The organism is Streptomyces sp. NPDC044704, from assembly GCF_056433525.1.
In genome coordinates this window covers 103790-124362 of sequence record NZ_JBWKGY010000007.1, presented here as the reverse complement: position 1 = coordinate 124362, position 20573 = coordinate 103790, and the positions used below count along the sequence as shown (strand labels likewise).

Here is a 20573-nt window from a genome sequence, read left to right as displayed (position 1 = left end):
CACCGGCGCCTGCTGCTGGTTTCCACCAACTACGCCCCCGAGCACGCGGGCATAGGCCCGTACGCCACTCAGATCGCGGAGCACTGGGCGAGTATCGGCCACGAGACCCACGTACTGGCGGGCATGCCGCACTATCCGGCGTGGTCGGTCGAGCCGGAGTACAAGGGGGCGCTCCGGCGCACGGAGGGGCGCGCGGGAGTCACCGTGCACCGGCGTGCGCACACCGTGCCGCAGCGGCAGACCGCCGTAAAGCGGGCCCTGTTCGAAGGATCGATTCTGCTGCACGGGGCCGTGGCCCCGCCCCGGATGCCGAAGCCGGACGCCGTCCTCGCGCAGATGCCGAGCCTCGCCGGCGGGGTGCTCGCCGCACGGCTGGCGGCGCGGTGGAAGGTCCCGTTCGTCCCGGTCGTCCAGGACCTGATGGGGGCCGCTGCCGCGCAGAGCGGGATCAGCGGCGGCGACAAGGCCGCGGCGGTCGCGGGTCGCGCCGAGGCGTACGCCCTGAAGCGGGCCACCCTGGTCGGCGTGATCCACGAGACGTTCGTGGACCGGGTCGTCGGCATGGGCGTGGACCCGGAGAAGATCCGCCTGGTGCCCAACTGGTCCCACGTGCCGCAGCCCACGAAGCCGCGCGGGGAGACCCGCGCCCACCTGGGCTGGGCACCCGGCCAGACGGTGGTGCTGCACTCCGGGAACATGGGCCTCAAGCAGGGCCTCGAAGTCCTCGTCGGCGCCGCCCGGCTGGACCCGAAGGTCCGCTTCGTCCTGATGGGCGACGGCAGCCAGCGGGGGGCCCTCGCCGACCTCGCCGCGGACGTTCCGAATCTGGACATCATCCCCCCTGCCGCTGACGGCGAGTTCCCCGATATCCTCGCGGCGGCGGACGTGCTCGCCGTCACTCAGCACGCGGCCGTGCTGGACATGAGCGTTCCGTCCAAACTCACCTCCTACTTCCAGGCCGGCCGGCCCGTCGTCGCCTCCGTCGCGGCGGAGGGCGGAACCGCCCAGGAGGTGGCACGTTCGGGCGCTGGGGTGCTCGTACCGCCGGAGGACCCCGACGCCCTGCTCAAGGCCGTACGGGCCCTGGCGGAGGACCCCGAGGGTGCGGACGCGCTGGGCGCTGCCGGGCCCGTCCACGTGGCGGCCCACCTGAGCCGGGAAGCGGGCCTGGCCCGCATCGACGCACTGATAGACGAAGCACTTGGGGGCACCCAGCCGTGATCGAGACGAACCGCCCAGCAGCGGCCCCGGCCGAGGACGAACCCGATCTCCTCAGGGACCAGTTCAAGCAGCTCCTGCGCTACCGCCGGCTCATCGGCGCGGGCGTGGGCATCGGCCTGCTGGGCGGCGTCTACCTCGGCATATCCACCGCCGACACCTACGTGGCGACCGCCGACGTGGTGCTGCGCGCCCCCACCGACGACCCCTTCAACCCGAGCCTCGCGCCCGACAAGGCGATCAACATCGGCTCGGAACGGCAGGTGGCGCTCTCCAGCTCGATCGCCGAAGCCGCCAAGAAGAAGCTCGGCGTGGCCGACCAGAACTTCGCCGCCCTGCGCAGCGGACTCCAGGTCACCAACCCGCCGCAGACCATGGTGCTCCGCTTCACGTACACGGCGTCCTCCCCGAAGGAGGCCGCCAGGCGGGCCAACGCGATGACCGAGGCCTACCTGCTCAAGCGGCAGGAGTCCCTCGACGCCACCCGCGACAAGATGGTCAAGGGCTACAAGGAACAGCGCGACCCGGTCGCCAAGCAGCTCGACGAACTGTCCAAGGAGATCGCCCGGATGCCCGCGGGCGCGGCGCGCGACGCGGCCGGTTCCTCGAAGACCGACCTTCAGAGCGAGGTCGGCGGCTACAACGGCAAGATCACCAAGCTGGAGGCCCTGGACATGACCCCGGGCCGGGTCACCAGCGCCGCGACCGCCCCGACCTCCCCCGACGGTCCCGGTCTTCCCATGTCGCTCGCGCTGGGCGCGGCCGTGGGTCTGGCGCTCGGCCTGCTCGCCGCCTGGGTCCGGCTCGTCTTCGACCCGGCGCCGCGCTCCGAGGGCGACGTCTCCCGGGCCCTGCGGGCGCCCGTACTGGGCTCCCTGCCCCGGGACAAGACCGGCGGCGGCCCGCTCCTCGCGGCCGGGGAGGCCGACCCCAGGCTCGCCGAGGAGTACCGCTCGGTGGCCTTCCGGCTCGCCTACGACTCCCGTTTCGCCGACCGGCGCCGCCTCCTCGTGGTCGCCCCGCGCGGCAGCAGCGAGACCGCCGCCGCGGTGGCCGTGAACCTGGCCGCCTCCTTCGCCGAGACCGGCAAGGACGTCCTGCTCATCGAGGCCGACCTGCGCACCCCGGTCCTGGCCAGCCAGCTGCCCACCGACGCCGGCGGGCGGCCCCGCTGGAGCCAGATGCCGGGCGGTCCCGCCGCCGGCGGGCAGGGGGATTCCGACTGGCCCGACGGGCGCCAGCTCGTCGTGGACGCCGGGGAATCGGGCGCCTTCGACCTGATCCCGGGCGAGCGGGTCCGCAACGTCGCCCGCGCGCTGACCTCCCCGCGCGCCACCCGGCTGATCTCCGAGGCCGACTCCCCCAACTCCACCGTCGTGGTGCTCGCCCCGCCCGTGCTCTCGTACGCCGACGCCCTGGCCCTGGTCGACCGCGTCGACGGGGTGCTGGTGGTCTGCGACCCGCGCGCCGTGCACCGCACCGACCTGTCCCGGATCCGCGAGCTCATCAGCGGCGCCGGCGGAACCGTCCTGGGCGCCGTACTGCACACCCCGCTGCCGACCGAGAAGCGCGGGCGCGGCAAGGGCAAGGGCGGGGCCGCCCCGGCCGCGGCCCCCGCTCCGGCGGCTCCCGAGCCGCAGCCGCTCACCCGCGAGCCGGCCGAGCCCGAGCAGCACATCCCGGGTGACGGCACCGACACCGTCGCCCTGCGCACGGTCCGCATGGGCCGGCGGTGAGCCGGCGGGGCCTCGCCGCCGTCTCCTCGGTCCTCGACCAGGCCGCCTCCAGCGCCACGAACATCCTGGTGCTGGTGCTGGCCGCCCGGTTGTCCTCGGCCTCCGGCTTCGCGGACTTCTCGATGGTGTACGTGGCCTTCAGCGTGCTCCTCGGGCTGAACATGGCCTACGTGGGCCAGACCGTCGTCCTGGAGAAGGGCGAACGCCTCGGCGCCGTCTGCCGTTCGTCCGTCCAGTTCACGGCCGTCGCCTCGGCGGCCGTCGGGCTGGTCCTCGTCGCCGTGGGCCTGGCCCTGCCCGGTGCCTCCGGTACGGCCTTCCTCGCGCTGGGCGGCGTACTGCCCCTGGTCCTCGTCCAGGACGGGCTGCGCTACTGCTTCTCCGCCCTGCGCGTGCCCGAGCGGGCGCTGGCCGCCGACTCGCTGCGGCTGGCCTGCGTGGTCGCCGCGCTGGCCGTACAGCCGTCGGGCGCCTCGGCGGGGCGGCTCGTGCTGGTGTGGGGGCTGTCCGCGCTGCCCGCGCTCGCCCTCGGACTGTGGCTGCTGCGGCCCTTCGTCCGCGGGGTGCGCGGCGAACTGCGGCCGTACCTGCGCCGCGGGCACCTGGGGCGGCGGTTCGTGGTGGAGTTCGCCGTGGGCAACGGCTCCAGCCAGCTCGCGGTCCTCGGACTCGGTGTCTTCGCGACCCCGCTGGCCGTCGGCGCGCTGCGCGGCGCCACCACCCTCTTCGGCCCGCTGAACGTGCTGTTCAACTCCGCGAACGCCTTCGGCCCGCCCGTCGTCGGCCGCGCCCGCGGCAAGCGGGGCGTCGTCCGGCTGACGGCCCTGATGGGCGCCGCCCTCGCGGTGCTCGGCGCCGGATGGGCGGCGGTCCTGTACGCGCTGCCCGACCGGCTGGGCCGGCACCTGCTCGGCGACACCTGGGCCGCCGCCTCCGCGCTCCTCCCGGCGACGGGCGCGCAGTACGCGGTCATGGGGCTCGGTACCTGCGCGCTGCTGACCCTGCGGGTGCTCAATCCGAAGGCCACCCTGTCCCTCCAGGTGGTCTTCTCCCTGCTGTCGGTGGCCCTGCTGCTCGGCGGGTACGCCGTGTGGGGCGTCGCGGGGGCCGCCTGGGGGCTGGCGCTGGGCTCCGCCGCGAAGGCGGGCGCCGGCTGGCTGCGCGTCGCCCGGCTGGAGGTGCCGTCCGGTGCCCCGGAGCCCGCCGCCACGGACACCGCGGGGCGGGCCACCGCCTAGTGCCGTGACCGGAAGTACGGCCGCGGGCCCGGGACGGTGAGCGTCCCGGGCCCGCGGCCTTGTGCGGCTTCGGCTCAGTTGTAGGTGCCGGTGATCGAGACGCCGGTGCGGGTTCCCGTGACGCCGGTCAGGTCGACGGTGCCGACGCCGGTCCAGTTGCCGCTGACCTGGCGGACCGTGTGCAGGACCCGGCCGTCGGCGGCCACGAGGGCGACCTGGAGCTCGTCGTTCACGGCGGCCGCGGACACGTCCGTCACGGTCACCCCGGAGACCACCGAGGACAGGGAGTTGAACACCCACTCACCGCTGAAGAAGCGGGCTCCGTGGTACTGCTTCGCACCGTTCTCGGCCGTCAGCACCAGCTGGAGGTCATTGCCCGTACCGGCGATCGCGACGTCCGAGACACCGGCCGGAGCACCCTCCGCCGACACATCACCCCAGCCCAGCCACGTACCGTTCGCGAGCCGCGCCGTGTGGTGCAACGCCCCGTCCGCCACCGCCACGAGCTGCACATCGGACCCGGTACGGGCCAGCGCCACCTTCGTCACCGGCTTGCCACCCGCCGGGTTACCCACCGGAGCCAGCGGCGTCCAGTTCCCGTCCGCCCGGCGCACCGTGTGGTACACCTTCCCGTCCGCCACCACGGCCACCTGAAGCTCCGCACCCACCGAAGCCGCCGCCACCTGCGTCACGTTCGCCAGGGCACCGGCGACCGCGTTGACGTCGCCGAAGCCGGCCCACTGACCGTTCGCGAAGCGGACCGTGTGGTAGAGCTTGCCCTCGTTGCTGACGGCCAGGACGTGCGTGTCGCCGTCGATGCCGGCCTCGGCCGTGGTCCGCACGCCGGAGGGGATCTCGCCGGCCTCGTTGTCGACGTTGCCGAAGCCGGACCAGGTGCCGTTCGGGTTGCGGAGGCCGTGGAACAGCGAGCCGCCCGACTCCACCGCGACCTGCGCCCGCCACTGGCCGGACGGCGCGGGCGGCGTCACCACCGGCGGCGGGGTTCCGGGAACGCCCACCGGGGAGACGAAGGCGAGGGCCTTGCCGGCGCCCGGGTTGTTGTAGGTCCGCCAGTTGAACCAGTTCTTGTACGAGACCTTGCCGCTCTCGTTGCCACCGACGGTCTGGATCTGCGAGCCGTCGGAGGAGACTCCGACGACCAGGCTGACGTGGTTCGCCTCGCCGGAGACCGAACCGTCGTCGTCCCACAGGACCGCGTCGCCCACCTGGGGTCCGCTGGTGTGCAGCGTGCCGTTCTTCTGGCCGTAGCTGTGGAAGGACGCGGCGGCCGCGTTGAGGCCGCTGGTGTTCGCGCCGGCCTGCTTCCAGACCCAGCGGGAGAACTCCGCGCACCAGGCGGACGGGTACACGCATCCGTAGTACGGCGTGCAGTTGTTGCCGACCTGGTTGCGTGCGATGTCCGCGACGCTGGGGGCGTGGGCCGTCGCCGACTGGGCCGAGGCCATGCCCAGCATCGGGGCGAGCACGACGGCGGCGAGGAGGAGGGAGCGGCTACGGGCGGACTGCTTGGCCTTGAACATGATGGAGGAGGTCCTTTGCGGAAGAAGTCTGGGTGGGGAGGGGAACGGCCCGTGCCGGGTCAGTTGTAGGTGCCGGTGATCGAGACGCCGGTGCGGGTTCCCGTGACGCCGGTCAGGTCGACGGTGCCGACGCCGGTCCAGTTGCCGCTGACCTGGCGGACCGTGTGCAGGACCCGGCCGTCGGCGGCCACGAACGCCACCTGGAGCTCGTCGTTGACAGCGGCCGCGGCGACATCGGTGACCGTCACGCCGGACACCACCGAGGACAGGGAGTTGAACACCCACTCACCGCTGAAGAAGCGGGCACCGTGGTACTGCTTCGCACCGTTCTCGGCCGTCAGCACCAGCTGGAGGTCATTGCCCGTACCGGCGATCGCGACGTCCGAGATACCGGCCGGAGCACCCTCCGCCGACACGTCACCCCAGCCCAGCCACGTACCGTTCGCGAGCCGCGCCGTGTGGTGCAGCGCCCCGTCCGCCACCGCCACGAGCTGGACATCGGACCCGGTACGGGCCAGCGCCACCTTCGTCACCGGCTTGCCACCCGCCGGGTTACCCACCGGAGCCAGCGGCGTCCAGTTCCCGTCCGCCCGGCGCACCGTGTGGTACACCTTCCCGTCCGCCACCACGGCCACCTGAAGCTCCGCACCCACCGAAGCCGCCGCCACCTGCGTCACGTTGGCGAGAGCACCGGCCGCGGCGTGCACGTCGCCGAAGCCTCCCCATGAACCGTCGGCGAAGCGGATGGTGTGGTGGAGCTTGCCCTCGTTGCTGACGGCGAGGAGGTGGGTGTCGCCGTCGATGCCGGCCTCGGCGGTGGTCCGCACGCCGGAGGGGATCTCGCCGCCCTCGTTCTCGACGTTCCCGAAGCCCGACCAGGTGCCGTTCGGGTTGCGGACGCCGTGGAAGAGCGAGCCGCCCGACTCCACCGCGAACTGGGCCCGCCACTGGCGGGACGGCGCGGGCGGCGTCTCCACCTCTCCGCAGTTCTTGCTGGCGAGCGTCGAACCCATGCTGAACGGGACGCCGTTGAAGACGGACTGCTTGACCGTGCCCTGGTACTGCTGCTCGTAGTGCAGGTGGGCCCCGGTGGAGTTGCCGGTGTTGCCGACGATGCCGATCTTCTGGCCGCGGGTGACGCGCTGGCCGACGGTGACGTCGTGGTCGTTCAGGTGGGCGTACAGCGTCCTGGAGCCGCCGCCGTGGTCGATGACCACGTACTTGCCGTAGCTGGTGGTGAGGGACTTCACGACGCTGACGGTGCCGTCGGCGCTGGCGAGGACCGGCTGGTTCTCCGTGGAGGAGCCCCGCGTCCAGTCGATGGAGAGGGTGGACGGGCTGTGGCCGCTGTACGTCCTGCCCGTCCAGGACTGCTGGCAGCTGAAGGGCATCTGGTAGGCGGGGCCCGCCGCGTGGGAGGGCGTGGCGGCGAAGGCGACCAGACCGGAGGCGGCCAGGGCCATGCCGGTGGCGGAGGTCAGGACGCGGCGGGAGAAGGTGAGAGACATGGGGATTCCTCGGAAGTTCGGATGGGGGGCGCGGCGCGGGCCGGCGCGGGTCAGTTGAAGGTGCCGGTGACGGCGACGCCGTCGTGGGTGGCGGGAACGCCGGTCAGGTCGACGGTGCCGACGGCGGTCCAGTTGCCGCTGACCTGGCGCACCGTGTGCAGGACCCGGCCGTCGGCCGCCACGAACGCCACCTGGAGCTCGTCGTTGACAGCGGCCGCGGACACGTCCGTCACAGTCACCCCGGACACCACCGAGGACAGGGAGTTGAACACCCACTCACCGCTGAAGAAGCGGGCGCCGTGGTACTGCTTCGCACCGTTCTCGGCCGTCAGCACCAGCTGGAGGTCGTTGCCCGTACCGGCGATCGCGACGTCCGAGATACCGGCCGGCGCACCCTCCGCCGACACGTCACCCCAGCCCAGCCAGGTACCGTTCGCGAGCCGCGCCGTGTGGTGCAGCGCCCCGTCCGCCACCGCCACGAGCTGGACATCGGACCCGGTACGGGCCATCGCCACCTTCGTCACCGGCTTGCCACCCGCCGGGTTACCCACCGGAGCCAGCGGCGTCCAGTTCCCGTCCGCCCGGCGCACCGTGTGGTACACCTTCCCGTCCGCCACCACGGCCACCTGAAGCTCCGCACCCACCGAAGCCGCCGCCACCTGCGTCACGTTGGCGAGCGCACCGGCCGCGGCGTGCACGTCACCGAAGGTGCCCCACGTGCCGTTCGCGTTGCGGACGGTGTGGTGGAGCTTGCCCTCGTTGCTGACGGCCAGGACGTGCGTGTCGCCGTTGATGCCGGCCTCCGCGACCGCCCGGACGCCGCCGGGTACCGCGGCCGCCTCACCCTCGACGTTGCCGAAGCGGGTCCAGGTGCCGTCGGCGAAGCGCGTCGCGTGGTGGAGGCCGTTGCCGGAGTCGACCAGCACCTGCGTCTTCCAGGACTGCGCGGGCGCCGGCGGGGTGGGGGCGTCCGGGTAGGGGTTCGCGTGGTCGTTGCCGAGTCCGGCGCTGCGGCCGCAGTGCGGCCAGGCGCCCGGGCCCTGGCCGGCCAGGACCTTCTCGGCTATCAGGATCTGCTGCTTCTTCGTGGCCTGGTGGGCGTAGGCCGCGTACGCCGTGCCGCCGAAGGCCCGCCAGGTCGACGCCGAGAACTGGAGGCCGCCGTAGTACCCGTTGCCGGTGTTGATGCTCCAGTTGCCGGAGCTCTCGCACTGGGCGACCTTGTCCCAGGTCGCCACGCTGGCCGCCGAGGCCGAGGTCGTGCCGAGGGACAGGGCGACGGACGTGGCGATGGCGACGGTGGCGGTGACCGAGGCGATCGCGGTGGTACGGCGGCGTGCGGACATGACAAATCCCCCAGGATGAAGAGCGTGGATGTACTGCGGGCTCGCAGTGGTGCGGTGCATCGGGGGTGCGCGTCCAGCCGCACCGCCCGGTTTCCCCGGCCCCTGCGGGCCGTTGAGAAGAGCATGTCTGCTGGTCAGCGCCCGTTCCAGAGGTTCCGGGTGGCCCGAAGCGGCCCTGGCCGGAAGCGTCCGGGGCGGCCCGGGGGGCCGTTGGCGAGCCCCCCTCGCGGCCCGGCGTCCGGGCATGCCGAAGGCCCGCGCACCGAAGGGGCGCGGGTGGGCGGGGGGAGGGGCGGGGGTGAACGGGGTGCGGCGGGACCGGCGTCGGGGCCGGTACGGCGACCGCGCGCGTCAGCGCAGGGTGGTGCCCTTGTCCTGGCGGTACGTGGCCACGAGCGCGAGGCACAGCGCGGCGATCGCGACCCGGCCCGAGGCCTGGAGCAGCGGACCGCGCAGCAGGATGAAGGAGTACCCGGCGACCAGCGGGACGACGACCGAGATCAGGCTGCCCGGGGGCGACCGGCGGGTGGCGCGCTTGGCGTAGCGGCGGTCCACGCGGGCGGAGGCGTACCCCATGGCCAGCAGTCCGGCGCCCATGCCCAGCGGGCCGAAGTCGATCCACAGCTCCGCCCAGATCGGGGAGGAGAGGTTGGTGTTGACCGTGCCCATCCACTGGCCGACCATCACGCCGGTGTCGCGCGGCTTGCCCGGCCAGACCGAGCGCGGGACCGCGAAGAAGACGGATCCGGCCAGCTGGCGGCCGTAGAAGTGGCCGGGGCCGGAGTTGGAGAAGGTGATGGTGTTGGCGAACATGCCGATCTGGTCGTAGTCCTTGAGCGCCATCGGCTCCAGGAACGAGGTCGTCTCGACCGGCTTGTAGTTCTTCTCGTCGTACCGGAAGCGGTCCGCGAACGGGAAGACGAGGAGGGCGATCACCACGGCCATCGACAGGGCCACCCGGTACATCGCGGCGCTCACCGGGAAAACGGTGAAGAGCAGCGCGAACATGACGGTGAGGAACCAGTAGCGCGGGTTGGAGATCGGGTTGTTGACGATCAGGTTGAGCCCGGCGAGCGCGGCCCACGTCACGATGACCGACACCTTGCGGCGGGCGAACTTCGAGGTGATCAGCCAGCGCGTGTACAGGAGCAGCGCGAGCAGCGCCGGTACGGTGCCGAAGCCGCGCAGCAGGGCCTGGCCCGCCTGGCCGTCGCCGTTGGAGACGCCGGCCTCCTCGATGCCCGCGATGATCTCCTGGCGGCTGGAGAAGAAGACCGCCGGGCCGCCCAGCTTCATGATGAAGGCCGCGCTGCACAGGAAGGCGAGGAGGGTCAGGAGCTGGAGCCTGCGCCGGTGGGCCATGACCGGCCGCGGTTCCTTCTGGGAGCCGCCCGCGCGGCCCGTGGGCCGGTGGCGGGCGAGCAGCACCCCGACGTCGAAGGCGGTGCAGCCGAGCAGCACCAGTCCGACGGCGACGGTGAGGTCCGAACGCGGGCCGACGACCGGGGTCGGCACCTGGCCGAGCACGGCCTGGGCGAGGGGGGCCACGCCCATGGCCATGTAGACGAAGAGCCAGAAGGAGCCCTGGAGCAGCTTGCGGCGGCTGGTGAGGACCATCGCGGAGAGCCGGGCGCCGGCGTACATGGTGAGCAGGAGCTGGAGCCAGAAGGCGGCGTCGCGGGCTCCCGCACCGGACTGGACGGCGACGAAGAACGGCAGGAAGACGGTGAAGCCGAGGGCGAGGGGGACGGACAGCGCCCGGGAGAGCAGGGTGCGCGGGGTGGTGACCCGGCCCCACTGCGACTCGTCCTCGACGGGGGGCGGTACGGGCGTGACGGCGGGCTTGCGTATGTCCGTAGCCACTGTTGCCCCCACCCCATGTGCGTGATCCGCGCGCAGTCTAGTCTGAGCGGGCTGCGCCCGGGGAGGCGCGTCGGGGTGGACGATGAGGGGCGACTGTTGCGTGATCTTCCTGCCTTCACGCTGGCCGGGTACGACAAGGGGCGGGGGCTGCTGACGCAGGCGCTCTGGTTCGCCGTGATGAACACCGTCTTCATGGCGTGGTTCTGTCCGGCGCGGCTGCGCGTCGCCCTGCTGCGGGCCTTCGGGGCGGAGATCGGCGAGGGCGTCCTGATCCGGCACAAGGTGCGCGTGCTGTGGCCGTGGAAGCTGACCGTCGGGGACCACACGTGGATCGGCGAGGGCGCCTGGCTGCTGAACCTGGAGCCGGTGACCATAGGGGCGAACGTGTGCCTGTCGCAGGAGTCGATGCTGTGCACCGGCTCGCACGACCACCGGGCCGCCGACTTCCGCTACCGCAACGCCCCGATCACCGTCGAGGACGGCGCGTGGGTGGCCGTACGGGCGACCGTGCTGGCCGGGGTGACCGTGGGCCGCTGCGCGGTCGCGGGCGCGGGCGCCGTCGTACACAAGGACCTGCCGGAACTGACCCTGCAGACCCAGGACGGCCGGCGCCGCCCGGTCGAGGAGCCGAAGTGAAAGTTCTGCACGCCGTCACCCTGCACTCCCCCTCGCACGCCTTCGGCGGGCCGGTACGGGTCGCGCTGAACCTCGCCAAGGGGCTGCGGGCGCGGGGCCACGAGGCCCGGCTGCTCGCGCTCGGCGAGGGTTTCCCCGACCCGTGGCCGACCGACGTGGAGGGGGTTCCGGCCAAACTGTTCCCGGCCCGGCGGATCCTCCCGCTCGGGTTCAGCGGCATGACCTCGCCGGCCCTGCTGGCGTCGGCGGGCCGCCTGGTGCGGGAGGCCGACGTGGTCCACGTCCACCTGGCGCGGGACCTCGTGACCCTGCCGGTGGCGCTGGCCGCGCTGCGGGCCGGCAAGCCGCTGGTGCTCCAGACCCACGGGATGGTCGACCCGAGCGGGAAGGCGCTGGCCAAGGTCCTGGACGCGGTGGCGGTGCGCCGGCTGCTGCGCGGGGCCGACGCGGTGCTGTACCTGACCCCGCACGAGCGGGAGGGGCTGGACGCGGTGGTCGGTTCGCCGCTGGAGCGTTCCGTACGGCTGGTCAACGGCACCCCGGCGCAGGAGGAGCGGCCGCCGCTGGAAGGGCCGCCGCGGATCCTGTACTCGGCGCGGCTCCAGGCCCGCAAGCGGCCGGTGGACTTCGTGGACGCCGCCCCGGCGGTCCTCGCGGAACACCCCGACGCGCGGTTCGTGGTGGCGGGACCGGACGAGGGCGAACTCGCGGCCGTCCGCGCCCGGATCGCCTCGCTCGGCCTGGGCGACCGGTTCACGGTGCCCGGGGCGCTGTCGAGTGCGGAGGTCCTCGCGGAGCTGCGGCGGGCCCACGTGTACGTCCTGCCGTCGGTGGAGGAACCGTTCCCGATGTCGGTGCTGGAGGCCCTCGCGGTGGGCGTGCCCCCGGTGGTGACCCACTCCAACGGCCTGGCCCGGGACATCGCGGCCGCCGGTGCGGGCCGGGCCGTCGACCCGGGTCCGGAGGGCGTCGCGCGGGCGGTGCTGGAGCTGCTGGAGCCGGGCGCCAACCGGAAGGCCTCCGCGGCGGCCCGCGAACTGGCCACCGCCTCCTTCTCCATGGACGCGGTACTGGACACCCTGCTCCCCGTCTACGAGGCCGCCCGGAGCCGGGCGTAACCGCCCGGCTCCGGTACGCACGCCGGGGCGCGCCCCTGGTCGTCCCTTCCGGCCTAGATGCCGTCCCGGCGTTCCTCCACCACCGGGAAGGCGGCCGTGGCACGGCGGCGCCTGGCGACGCTCGCGTAGACGGCGAGGCCGACGCAGCCGGCCGCGATCATGATCAGACCGACCAGGTCGAGGTTGACGCTCTCCATTTCCCAGTCGCTCGCGAAGGTGAGGATGGCCCCCACCACGATCAGGGCGATGCAACCGCCGATGCCCCGCATAGGATTCGCCTCCGCTGTGTCGTGTGTCGGCGCGGGTACCCGGTGGGCGGACATGAAAACGCCGCCGGTGCCCGGGTGTTGCGGGCTCGGCGGCGTTCTCGTGGTGCCGGGGGCTCCCCGGGTGTCTCCTACGCGGGGATCCAGGCGTAGCAGCCGGTCGAGGTGAAGGAGGCGGCGCCGGCCGGAACGGTGGCCGTGATCTTGTCGCCCGCCTTGACGGGGGCTTCGGGGCCCGAGGCCAGGATGGCGCCGTCCTTGCCCTTCGCGTCCCAGGTGCAGGTGGTGCTCTGGGTCAGCGCCCGGTAGGTGCCCGGCGCGGGCGAGGTGCGGGTTCCGTCACCGAAGCCCTTCTCCGCCGCTGCCAGGACCGGCTTCTGCTCGGGGCACAGGTGCGTGATCGCGTCCTTCGCCCCGGTGATCTCACCGGAGATGACGGCCGCGGTCGCCGCGTCCTTGTCCCGCTTCGCGGTGCGCTCCACCCGCTGGCAGGTCTCCTGGCCGGTCTGCAGGACGGCCGCCGGGTCCATCTTCTCGGGGACCCGGCCGCTGAGGTACTTCTTCTCGTTGTCCTTGAAGCTGCCCGTCTTCGGGGTGAGCTTCGGGTCCGGCAGGACGGGGCCCGTCGGCTTCGCGTCGGGGGCCACGGACGCGGCGGGCGCGGAGGGCGCCGGCGAGGCGTCGGCCGGGTCGGGGACCGAGGACGAGGCCGGCGGCTTCGGCTTGGCCGCCGCCTCGGCGTCGGCCTTGCCGTCGCCCGAGGAACTGCAGGCGGTCAGCGTCAGGGCGGCGGCCAGCAGAACAGCAGCCGCTGCGGAGCGTCGGTACATCAGGGGGCTCCCGTACTTACTGGTACTCGGGTGGGAGAGGCGTACGGGGCCCGGCGTCACCTGTGGTGGCCGGGCCCCGTACGCCCTCGGGCGGTTACTTCGGGCCGAAGGTGAGGATCAGCTGCGGGGCGGCGTCCGCGGCCGTCGACTCCGAGGACCAGATCCACAGCGGGTCGGTGCCCGTGCTCGTCAGGCCCAGGCTGTAGCTGCTGCCCAGCACCGCGGAGACCGCGGCGGTGTCCAGCTCGACGTTCTGGATCGCCGAGCCGTCCGGCACGCCCGCGATGCTGCCGAGCGGGGTGGTGCCGAGGGTGGGCTTGGTGTTGAACGTCGTGCCCGCACCGCTCCAGGTGCCGGTGACCGGGACCGCGGAGACGGTGTCGGCGGTGCCGGCTCCGGCCTGCGAGCTGGTCTTGAACTGGAGCGAGGCGGCCTTCAGGACCTGCCCGGACGGGGCGGCCGGGAGGGTGAAGCGCAGGTACGTCTCGTACGCCGAGGTGCCGCGCACCGCGAGCGAGGTGGACGTGCCGTAGGCGGCGTTCGGGGCGCCCTGGTTGATGTAGGTGTCCTCGGCCGCGGTGACCTTGGAGACCGTGTCGGTGGGCGCCTTGGCCAGGTCGAAGTGGCTCTTGACCTGGGCCTGGGTGAGGACGGACGGGTAGACGGCCGTCTCGTCGATCTGCCCGGAGAAGAAGTTGCTCGTCGGGCGGGTCGGCCAGCTGGCGAGGTTGTCCCCGCCGACGTGCCAGTAACCGGCGTACGGCGTGGAGTTCGTGGCGCTGTTGGTGCCCTTGTTCTGGCCGTCCACGTACAGGGTCATGCCGCCGGGGCCCTGCGTACCGACGACGTGGTGCCACTTGTTGTCGTTGTACGTCTCGAAGAGACCGGTGGAGATGGTGCGGGTCGAGCCGTTGTAGACGCCGAAGATCAGACGACCGGTGTTGGTCATGTAGATCTGCTTGTCGTACGAGCCGCTGCTGTTGACCGTGTTGTTGCCGAAGCCGATCAGCTTGCCGCCGCGCGTGGTGTTCGTCTTGAACCACGTCTCGATGGTGTAGCTGGCGCCGACGTTCTGGCGGTGGTCGCTGTGGACCTGCTGGCTGGTGCCGTTGAAGCCCATGGCCGTGCTGGAGCCGGTGACGGCGCCGGGGGTCTGGCGCAGCGCCGGGGCGTTGACCTGGATGCCGCTGGTGTTGCCGGTCTTGGAGGAGTCGGCGACGTACGGGCTGATCGTGTCGTCGTAGCGCCAGTACAGCTCGGCGCCGTCGGTGCGGACCTTGTCCGGGTAGGCCTGGACCGAGGTCGGGATCGTCACGGAGACGTTCGCCGACAGGGCGCTGGTGTTGCCGGCGCCGTCGGTGGCCGTCACGCGGTAGGTGTACGACTGGCCGGCCTTGACGGTGGTGTCGTTCCAGGAGGCCTGCGGGCGCTCGAACTCCAGGGAGTCCGCGTTGACCGTGGCGATGGGGGTGGCCGAGCCGTTCCGGTAGATCCGGTAGGTCAGCTTGCTGTCGTCCTGGTCGTAGCTGGTGCGCCAGCGGACCTGGGCCTCGCCGGGCTTGACGCTGGCGGCGCTGGCGACCGGGGTGGTCGGGGCGCCGACGTCGCCGGTGGAGGCGAAGCGGGTCAGGCCCTGCTGCGGCTCGCCGTTGATGAGGGTGAACTCACCGCCGACCCACATGTACTTGACGTCGTTCTTCTCCGCGACGGACATGACGCGCGGGCCGATGCCCTCGCCGATGCCGTCGTTGGCGTTGGGGTGCCAGCCGAGCTTGCGCGGGCCGCGCACGAAGCCGTCCACGGGCGCGGGGGCGGCGCCTTCGTGGTCGGTCCGCTGCGCCAGCAGGAAGTTCCGCTTGCCGTCGGGGAACTCCAGCTCGGTGGAGCAGTCGTGCGCGTGCGAGGAGCTGTACAGGACTCCGTCGTACGGCAGGACGTACTGGGTCGCGCCGAGGCAGCGGTCCCGCCACTTCTCGCTGAAGTCGGGGTTCAGGCCGATGCGGCCGTCGAAGACGCCGCCTCCGGAGCCCTCGTTGCCGGTGTAGTAGCCCGTCGCGTCGGCGGATATGTCCTTGACGACCGAGTTGGACGGGATGTTGCTGTAGGTCTTGGTGACCGCGCCCGTGGTGGCGTTGACGACGGCCAGCGCGTGCGTGTTCGCGTTGTTGACCGAGAAGAAGTCGCCGCCCAGCAGGACGTTCTTGCCGTCGTTGCTGATCTCGATGGCGCGGCCGGGCTCGTCGGCGTTGGCGACGAAGGGCTTGAGCGCACCCGTGGAGGCGTCGACCGCGGCGAACCGCGAGCGGGTCTGGCCCTCGACGGTGCCGAAGTCGCCGCCCGCGTACAGGGTGTCGTCCGTGACGGCGAGCGCGCGCACGGTGGCGGGGAAGCTGGGGTGGAACGATGCCTTGGGGGTGCAGCTCTCGATGTCGATCGCCGCGACGCTGGAGACCGGGGTGCCGTTGACGGCTCCGAAGTAGCCGCCCGCGTACAGGGTCTTCTTGTCCTTCGAGACCACCAGGGCACGCACGGTGGCGGTGCCGTCGCCGACCGTGAAGGCCAGCTTGCAGGAGGTCGGGTTGCCGGTGGCGGCGTCCAGCGCCACGAAGTTCACGGCTTCCTGCTCGGTGCCGCTGCCGGCGCCCTCGGGCGGGCGGACCGCCGAGAAGGTGCCGCCGGCGAAGACGGTGCCGTTCGCCTGGTCCATCGCAAAGACGATGCCGTTCGGCTGCCACGTGGGCAGCTCGTCGGCCGTGAACGCCACCGGCGGCGTGATGGCCGACGCCTCGGGCATCAGCACCAGGCCGAGTCCGGTGCCGGCACCGGCCAGTGACAGGACGAGGGCAGCAGTCAGCCCTCTGGATCTACGCATGAGCCCCCCAGGGCAATCGCCCGGTTTGATGGCTGAAATTATCCGAACAGCCATATGTACTGGCGCAGACTAGGGCTCACGCGAGGGCCCGGTCACCTCACTTGACCCATTGCATACCAACTTGGAATCAACAAGGTTCACTACGGAGGTCGCACTTCGGACATACGGCAGGTTTGCCCCGGTCAGGACCGCGAAAAGCCTCGGTACCGACCGGGACACGGCAAAGCGTAGGGGAAATATAAGCCCTCAGCGGTCGATGCGGACCGTCACGCCCGCCAGCTGGTCCTCCACCTGCCGGATGTCCGCTTCCACCATGATCCGCGCCAATTCGGGCACCAGGACCGACGGCTTCCAGCCGAGGATCTCCTGTGCCTTGGAGGCGTCGCCGATGAGGGCGTCGACCTCGCTGGGGCGCTCGTACTTGGGGTCGTAGCGCACGTGGTCGTTCCAGTCGAGGCCCGCGTGCGTGAAGGAGGACTCGACGAACTCGCGGACGGTGGCCGCGACGCCGGTGGCCACCACGTAGTCGGTCGGCTCGTCCTGCTGGAGCATCCGCCACATCGCGTCGACGTACTCGGGTGCGTAGCCCCAGTCACGGACGGCGTCGAGGTTGCCGAGGTAGAGGTGGTCCTGGAGACCGGCCTTGATGCGGGCGACCGCGCGGGTGATCTTGCGGGTCACGAAGGTCTCGCCGCGGCGCGGGGACTCGTGGTTGAAGAGGATCCCGTTGACCGCGAACATGTCGTAGGCCTCGCGGTAGTTCACCGTGGTCCAGTACGCGAAGACCTTCGCGGCGCCGTACGGGCTGCGCGGGTGGAACGGGGTCCCCTCGTTCTGCGGCGGCGGGGTCGCGCCGTACATCTCCGAGGACGAGGCCTGGTAGATCCGGGTGTCCACGCCGCTGGCCCGGATGGCCTCCAGCAGCCGCAGCGCGCCGAGGCCGGTCACGTCCCCGGTGTACAGGGGGGCGTCGAAGGAGACGCGGACGTGGGACTGCGCGCCCAGGTTGTAGACCTCGTCGGGGCGTATGTCGCGCAGCAGGTTCACCAGGGCGACGCCGTCGGAGAGGTCCGCGTGGTGCAGGACGAAGGACCGGTTGGCGGTCTGCGGGTCCTGGTAGATGTGGTCGATCCGCTCCGTGTTGAAGCTGGAGGACCTCCGCACGAGCCCGTGCACCGTGTAGCCCTTGGAGAGCAGGAGCTCTGCGAGGTACGAGCCGTCCTGCCCGGTGACGCCGGTGATCAGTGCGGTCTTGCCCATGGGGTCCCCCTGGTTGTGGTTGCTGTTCTTCGTGACGAGGCTGCGCCTCGGGGTGTGCGCGGGTCGGGCCCCGGCAGGGGGCGCACCGAGCGTTCGGGCCGCGGCCCGGGGCTGGATGGGTACCGTACACGTCCGTTGTCGCGGGCTTTGCGGCGGATTCCGCCGGGTGCCGGGGTGGTGGCCGGGAGCGCCGGGGCCGCTCGTGCGAGGGGGCGGCGCGGGATCCGGCCGACGCGCCGTCCGGGGTGCCGTCCGGGGTGCCGGGGCCGGGCCGCCCGGATCCCGGGCTGCGGGGAAACCCGCGGCGCCGGGCTGGCATCATCGGCGGTATGACAAGTTCGCTGCCGCTCCTGCCCCCGCACGCCCGCGTCTTCGTCGCGGGCCACCGCGGCCTCGTCGGTTCCGCGGTCGCCCGGCGGCTGACCGCCGACGGCCACGAGGTGCTCACCCGGGGCCGGGCCGACCTCGACCTGCGCGACGCCGCCGCGACGGAGGCCTACCTGAGGGACGTGCGCCCGGACGCGGTCGTGCTGGCCGCCGCCAAGGTCGGCGGCATCATGGCCAACAGCACGTACCCGGTGCAGTTCCTGGAGGACAACCTCAAGATCCAGCTCAGCGTCATCGCCGGGTCGCACGCGGCCGGCGTCGGGCGCCTGCTGTTCCTCGGTTCCTCCTGCATCTACCCGAAGCTGGCCCCGCAGCCCATCAGCGAGGACGCCCTGCTGACCGGCCCGCTGGAGCCCACGAACGAGGCGTACGCCCTCGCCAAGATCGCCGGCATCGTGCAGGTCCAGTCGTACCGCAAGCAGTACGGGGCCTCGTACATCTCGGCCATGCCGACGAACCTCTACGGTCCGGGCGACAACTTCGACCTGGAGTCCTCGCACGTCCTGCCCGCCCTGATCCGCCGCTTCCACGAGGCCGCGGCCGAGGGGCGCGAGCAGGTCACGCTGTGGGGATCGGGCACGCCGCGTCGCGAGTTCCTCCACGTCGACGACCTCGCGGCCGCCTGCGCGGTGCTGCTGGAGCGCTACGACGGCGACGAGCCCGTCAACATCGGCTGCGGAGAGGACCTGACCATCAAGGCCCTCGCCGAGACGGTGGCCGAGGTGACCGGCTTCGACGGCGAGCTCGCCTGGGACACCTCCAAGCCGGACGGCACCCCGCGCAAGCTGCTGGACGTCGGCCGCCTGACCTCGCTCGGCTGGAAGCCGGGCATCCCGCTGCGGGACGGCATCGCCTCCACCTACCGGTGGTGGCTCGACCAGAGCTGACTCCACCACGGCCCTCAGTACGCTCCGCGCCCGTCGACGACGGCGCGGAGCGTGCGGCCCATCACGTCGACGTCGCTGGTGAAGGACCAGTTGTCGACGTACTGGAGATCAAGCTGAATCGTTTCATCCCAGGACAGGTCGGACCGTCCGCTGATCTGCCACAGGCCGGTCATCCCGGGCCGTACGGAGAGCCGGCGCAGCTCGACCTCGTCGTACTCCGCCACCTCCTCGGGCAGCGGCGGGCGCGGGCCCACCAGCGACATGCTGCCGGTCAGCACGTTGAACAGCTGGGGCAGTTCGTCCATGGAGGTCCGGCGCAGCAGCCGGCCCACGCGGGTCACCCGGGGGTCCCGGCGCATCTTGAACATCAGGCCGTCGTTCTCGTTGGCCCCGGAGAGCTCGGCCTTCAGCTTGTCGGCGTCCACCACCATCGTGCGGAACTTCCACATGACGAAGGGCTCTCCGTCGCGGCCGATCCGGTGCTGGCTGTAGAAGGCCGGGCCGCGCGAGCCCAGCCGGATCGCCAGGACGACCCCGAGGAAGAGCGGCGACAGCAGGAGCAGGCCGACGGCGGCCCCGACCCGGTCCAGCACCGACTTGAGCAGGGTCTGCACGCCGCGGCGCACGGGCGGCGCGATCCGCAGGACGGCGAGCCCGCCGGCGGACAGGGTCTCCAGCCGCTTGACGGAGATCTCGACCAGCCCGGGGAACACCGCCAGTTCGAGCCCCTCGTCGTGCAGGGCCCACGCCACGCGGCGCAGCCGTTCCCCGGCGATGCGCGCGCCCGGCGCGACGAGCACGAGGTCGGCCTGGTGGCTGCGGACGGCTCCGAGGACGGCGGCGGAGTCGCCGTTCGGCGTTTCGGGCATCCCGCCTTCGAGCCGGCCCGCGACGGGCGTGCCGCTGGTCAGGGCGCCGGCGCCGACGGGCACCACGCCGACGACGACGTACGGGTGGTCGGTGCGCGCGGCGAGGTGGGCGATGACGGCCTCGGCCGCCTCGGGTTCCCCGACGACCAGGACGCGGCTGACGGCGTGGGCCTCGCGGCGGGCCGCCGTGAGGTGGCGGTAGGTGAGCTTGTGGCAGGCGACGGTGATGAGCAGGGCCGGCAGCAGCGCCCCGAGGGCGGCCAGCCGGGGGGTGCTCTCCCCCGTCACCACGCGGGCGACGGCGAGGACCCCGATCAGAATCAGCCAGTCGTGCAGGACGGGCAGGACTCCGCGGGATTCTCCGAGCACGCGGGAGGCGTAGCGGCGCCTCAGCGCCTGTACCCCGGTCCAGGCGAGGGCCGCGCCGACGGCACAGTAGAGCGGCCGGACCTGCTGCGCGGCCTCGAAGACGAGGCCGACGGGCACGGCGGCGCCGAGGAAGTCGGCGGTGACGGCTGCGGGCAGGTACCAGCGGGCCTTGTCACCGAGCCGCCTCGCCGGAGCCGTTGCCGGCCCCTCCGACTCGGCGACTGCTCTGGCCACCCTTTGCGCAGGAAAATGGACATGCCTCATGGGCCCCCCTGGCACGTGGTCTATGACGATGGCGCGTGCCCGCGGCTTCCCCTGGCAACGAGCAACTGTCGCACCGGGAAACAGTACGACAAACACCCGTACGGTAAATGCCGTTTGCGTTAACGAGGCCTCTCGTTGCCCAAGCGTTAGAAACCGGTATCAACTACTCCGCATTTGGTGTGCCCACTTCGCACGCGAAGGTGAATGGTTCGGATACCGGATACGTATCTTCGGACAACGAACCGTTTCCAGCCAACCTTTTGACGCGGCCCTGACATCACGGCCCACAGGTGGCACTCTTCGACCGTTCATCGCACCAGCCCTGATCTGCCCGGAGGCCCTACCCAGCCATCCGGAACCCCCCT

General features: G+C 72.1%; 15 protein-coding genes. 6 read left to right on the top strand and 9 right to left on the bottom strand.

The window, feature by feature from the left end; genetic code table 11:
• Positions 1-15 precede the first annotated feature (15 nt).
• From AC07B0_RS19315 to AC07B0_RS19305, 3 genes are read left to right on the top strand one after another with little or no spacing between them, the layout of a single operon-like run.
• The gene (locus AC07B0_RS19315; RefSeq protein ID WP_356883388.1) at positions 16-1221 is read left to right on the top strand and encodes a glycosyltransferase; all 1206 of its coding nucleotides are present in this window, start codon (positions 16-18) and stop codon (positions 1219-1221) included.
• Positions 1218-2954 (top strand): lipopolysaccharide biosynthesis protein, encoded by a 1737-nt coding sequence (locus tag AC07B0_RS19310; RefSeq protein ID WP_356883354.1) that lies wholly within the window; start codon positions 1218-1220, stop codon positions 2952-2954. Before AC07B0_RS19315 ends, AC07B0_RS19310 begins: the two co-directional genes overlap by 4 nt.
• Positions 2951-4192 carry an MATE family efflux transporter gene (locus AC07B0_RS19305; RefSeq protein WP_469381561.1) on the top strand — a complete coding sequence of 414 codons (1242 nt, stop codon included), beginning with the start codon at positions 2951-2953 and terminating at the stop codon, positions 4190-4192. Before AC07B0_RS19310 ends, AC07B0_RS19305 begins: the two co-directional genes overlap by 4 nt.
• Positions 4193-4266: 74 nt before the next feature.
• On the opposite strand, the gene AC07B0_RS19300 is transcribed toward AC07B0_RS19305, so the two are convergent.
• The 4 genes from AC07B0_RS19300 to AC07B0_RS19285 form a co-directional block, all read right to left on the bottom strand.
• A complete protein-coding gene (locus tag AC07B0_RS19300; protein WP_478898634.1) occupies positions 4267-5733 on the bottom strand; it encodes a CHAP domain-containing protein in 1467 nt (488 codons plus the stop codon).
• Positions 5734-5792: 59 nt separating this feature from the next.
• Positions 5793-7241: a peptidoglycan DD-metalloendopeptidase family protein gene (locus AC07B0_RS19295; protein WP_478898633.1), complete on the bottom strand. Its 1449-nt coding sequence runs from the start codon at positions 7239-7241 to the stop codon at positions 5793-5795.
• A gap of 50 nt (positions 7242-7291) precedes the next feature.
• The gene (locus AC07B0_RS19290; protein ID WP_469381565.1) at positions 7292-8587 is read right to left on the bottom strand and encodes a transglycosylase family protein; all 1296 of its coding nucleotides are present in this window, start codon (positions 8585-8587) and stop codon (positions 7292-7294) included.
• A 351-nt stretch (positions 8588-8938) separates the two neighbouring features.
• A complete protein-coding gene (locus tag AC07B0_RS19285) occupies positions 8939-10450 on the bottom strand; it encodes a hypothetical protein (RefSeq protein ID WP_467290581.1) in 1512 nt (503 codons plus the stop codon).
• 96 nt (positions 10451-10546) lie between these two features.
• Here AC07B0_RS19285 and AC07B0_RS19280 point away from each other — a divergent pair, with 96 nt between their 5' ends.
• Both AC07B0_RS19280 and AC07B0_RS19275 read left to right on the top strand, forming a co-directional pair.
• A complete protein-coding gene (locus AC07B0_RS19280) occupies positions 10547-11086 on the top strand; it encodes a WcaF family extracellular polysaccharide biosynthesis acetyltransferase (RefSeq protein WP_356882146.1) in 540 nt (179 codons plus the stop codon).
• On the top strand, positions 11083-12204 hold the full coding sequence (locus AC07B0_RS19275; protein WP_469381566.1) for a glycosyltransferase: 1122 nt from the start codon (positions 11083-11085) through the stop codon (positions 12202-12204). Before AC07B0_RS19280 ends, AC07B0_RS19275 begins: the two co-directional genes overlap by 4 nt.
• Positions 12205-12257: 53 nt before the next feature.
• Here the strand turns inward: AC07B0_RS19275 and AC07B0_RS19270 are convergent, their stop codons facing one another.
• From AC07B0_RS19270 to gmd, 4 genes are all read right to left on the bottom strand, one after another.
• Entirely contained in the window at positions 12258-12473 is a 216-nt protein-coding gene (locus AC07B0_RS19270; RefSeq protein WP_356882150.1) for a DUF6458 family protein, read from the bottom strand.
• Between the two features lie 128 nt (positions 12474-12601).
• Positions 12602-13300, bottom strand: a complete 699-nt coding sequence (locus tag AC07B0_RS19265; protein ID WP_469381567.1) for a hypothetical protein — start codon at positions 13298-13300, stop codon at positions 12602-12604.
• Positions 13301-13394: 94 nt separating this feature from the next.
• A complete protein-coding gene (locus AC07B0_RS19260; RefSeq protein WP_356882154.1) occupies positions 13395-16172 on the bottom strand; it encodes a CBM96 family carbohydrate-binding protein in 2778 nt (925 codons plus the stop codon).
• A gap of 246 nt (positions 16173-16418) precedes the next feature.
• Positions 16419-17432 (bottom strand): GDP-mannose 4,6-dehydratase, encoded by a 1014-nt coding sequence (gene gmd / locus AC07B0_RS19255; protein ID WP_356882156.1) that lies wholly within the window; start codon positions 17430-17432, stop codon positions 16419-16421.
• A 329-nt stretch (positions 17433-17761) separates the two neighbouring features.
• Between gmd and AC07B0_RS19250 the strand changes: the two genes are divergently transcribed.
• On the top strand, positions 17762-18706 hold the full coding sequence (locus AC07B0_RS19250; RefSeq protein WP_478898632.1) for a GDP-L-fucose synthase family protein: 945 nt from the start codon (positions 17762-17764) through the stop codon (positions 18704-18706).
• A 14-nt stretch (positions 18707-18720) separates the two neighbouring features.
• On the opposite strand, the gene AC07B0_RS19245 is transcribed toward AC07B0_RS19250, so the two are convergent.
• Positions 18721-20208 carry a sugar transferase gene (locus AC07B0_RS19245; RefSeq protein WP_356882160.1) on the bottom strand — a complete coding sequence of 496 codons (1488 nt, stop codon included), beginning with the start codon at positions 20206-20208 and terminating at the stop codon, positions 18721-18723.
• Positions 20209-20573: the final 365 nt, after the last annotated feature.

Coding starts and splice junctions, on each gene's coding strand:
- AC07B0_RS19300 (WP_478898634.1), bottom strand. CDS start 5,733: ATGTTCAAGGCCAAGCAGTCCGCCCGTAGCCGCTCCCTCCTCCTCGCC.
- AC07B0_RS19295 (WP_478898633.1), bottom strand. CDS start 7,241: ATGTCTCTCACCTTCTCCCGCCGCGTCCTGACCTCCGCCACCGGCATG.
- AC07B0_RS19290 (WP_469381565.1), bottom strand. CDS start 8,587: ATGTCCGCACGCCGCCGTACCACCGCGATCGCCTCGGTCACCGCCACC.
- AC07B0_RS19270 (WP_356882150.1), bottom strand. CDS start 12,473: ATGCGGGGCATCGGCGGTTGCATCGCCCTGATCGTGGTGGGGGCCATC.
- AC07B0_RS19265 (WP_469381567.1), bottom strand. CDS start 13,300: ATGTACCGACGCTCCGCAGCGGCTGCTGTTCTGCTGGCCGCCGCCCTG.
- AC07B0_RS19260 (WP_356882154.1), bottom strand. CDS start 16,172: ATGCGTAGATCCAGAGGGCTGACTGCTGCCCTCGTCCTGTCACTGGCC.
- gmd (WP_356882156.1), bottom strand. CDS start 17,432: ATGGGCAAGACCGCACTGATCACCGGCGTCACCGGGCAGGACGGCTCG.
- AC07B0_RS19250 (WP_478898632.1), top strand. CDS start 17,762: ATGACAAGTTCGCTGCCGCTCCTGCCCCCGCACGCCCGCGTCTTCGTC.
- AC07B0_RS19245 (WP_356882160.1), bottom strand. CDS start 20,208: ATGAGGCATGTCCATTTTCCTGCGCAAAGGGTGGCCAGAGCAGTCGCC.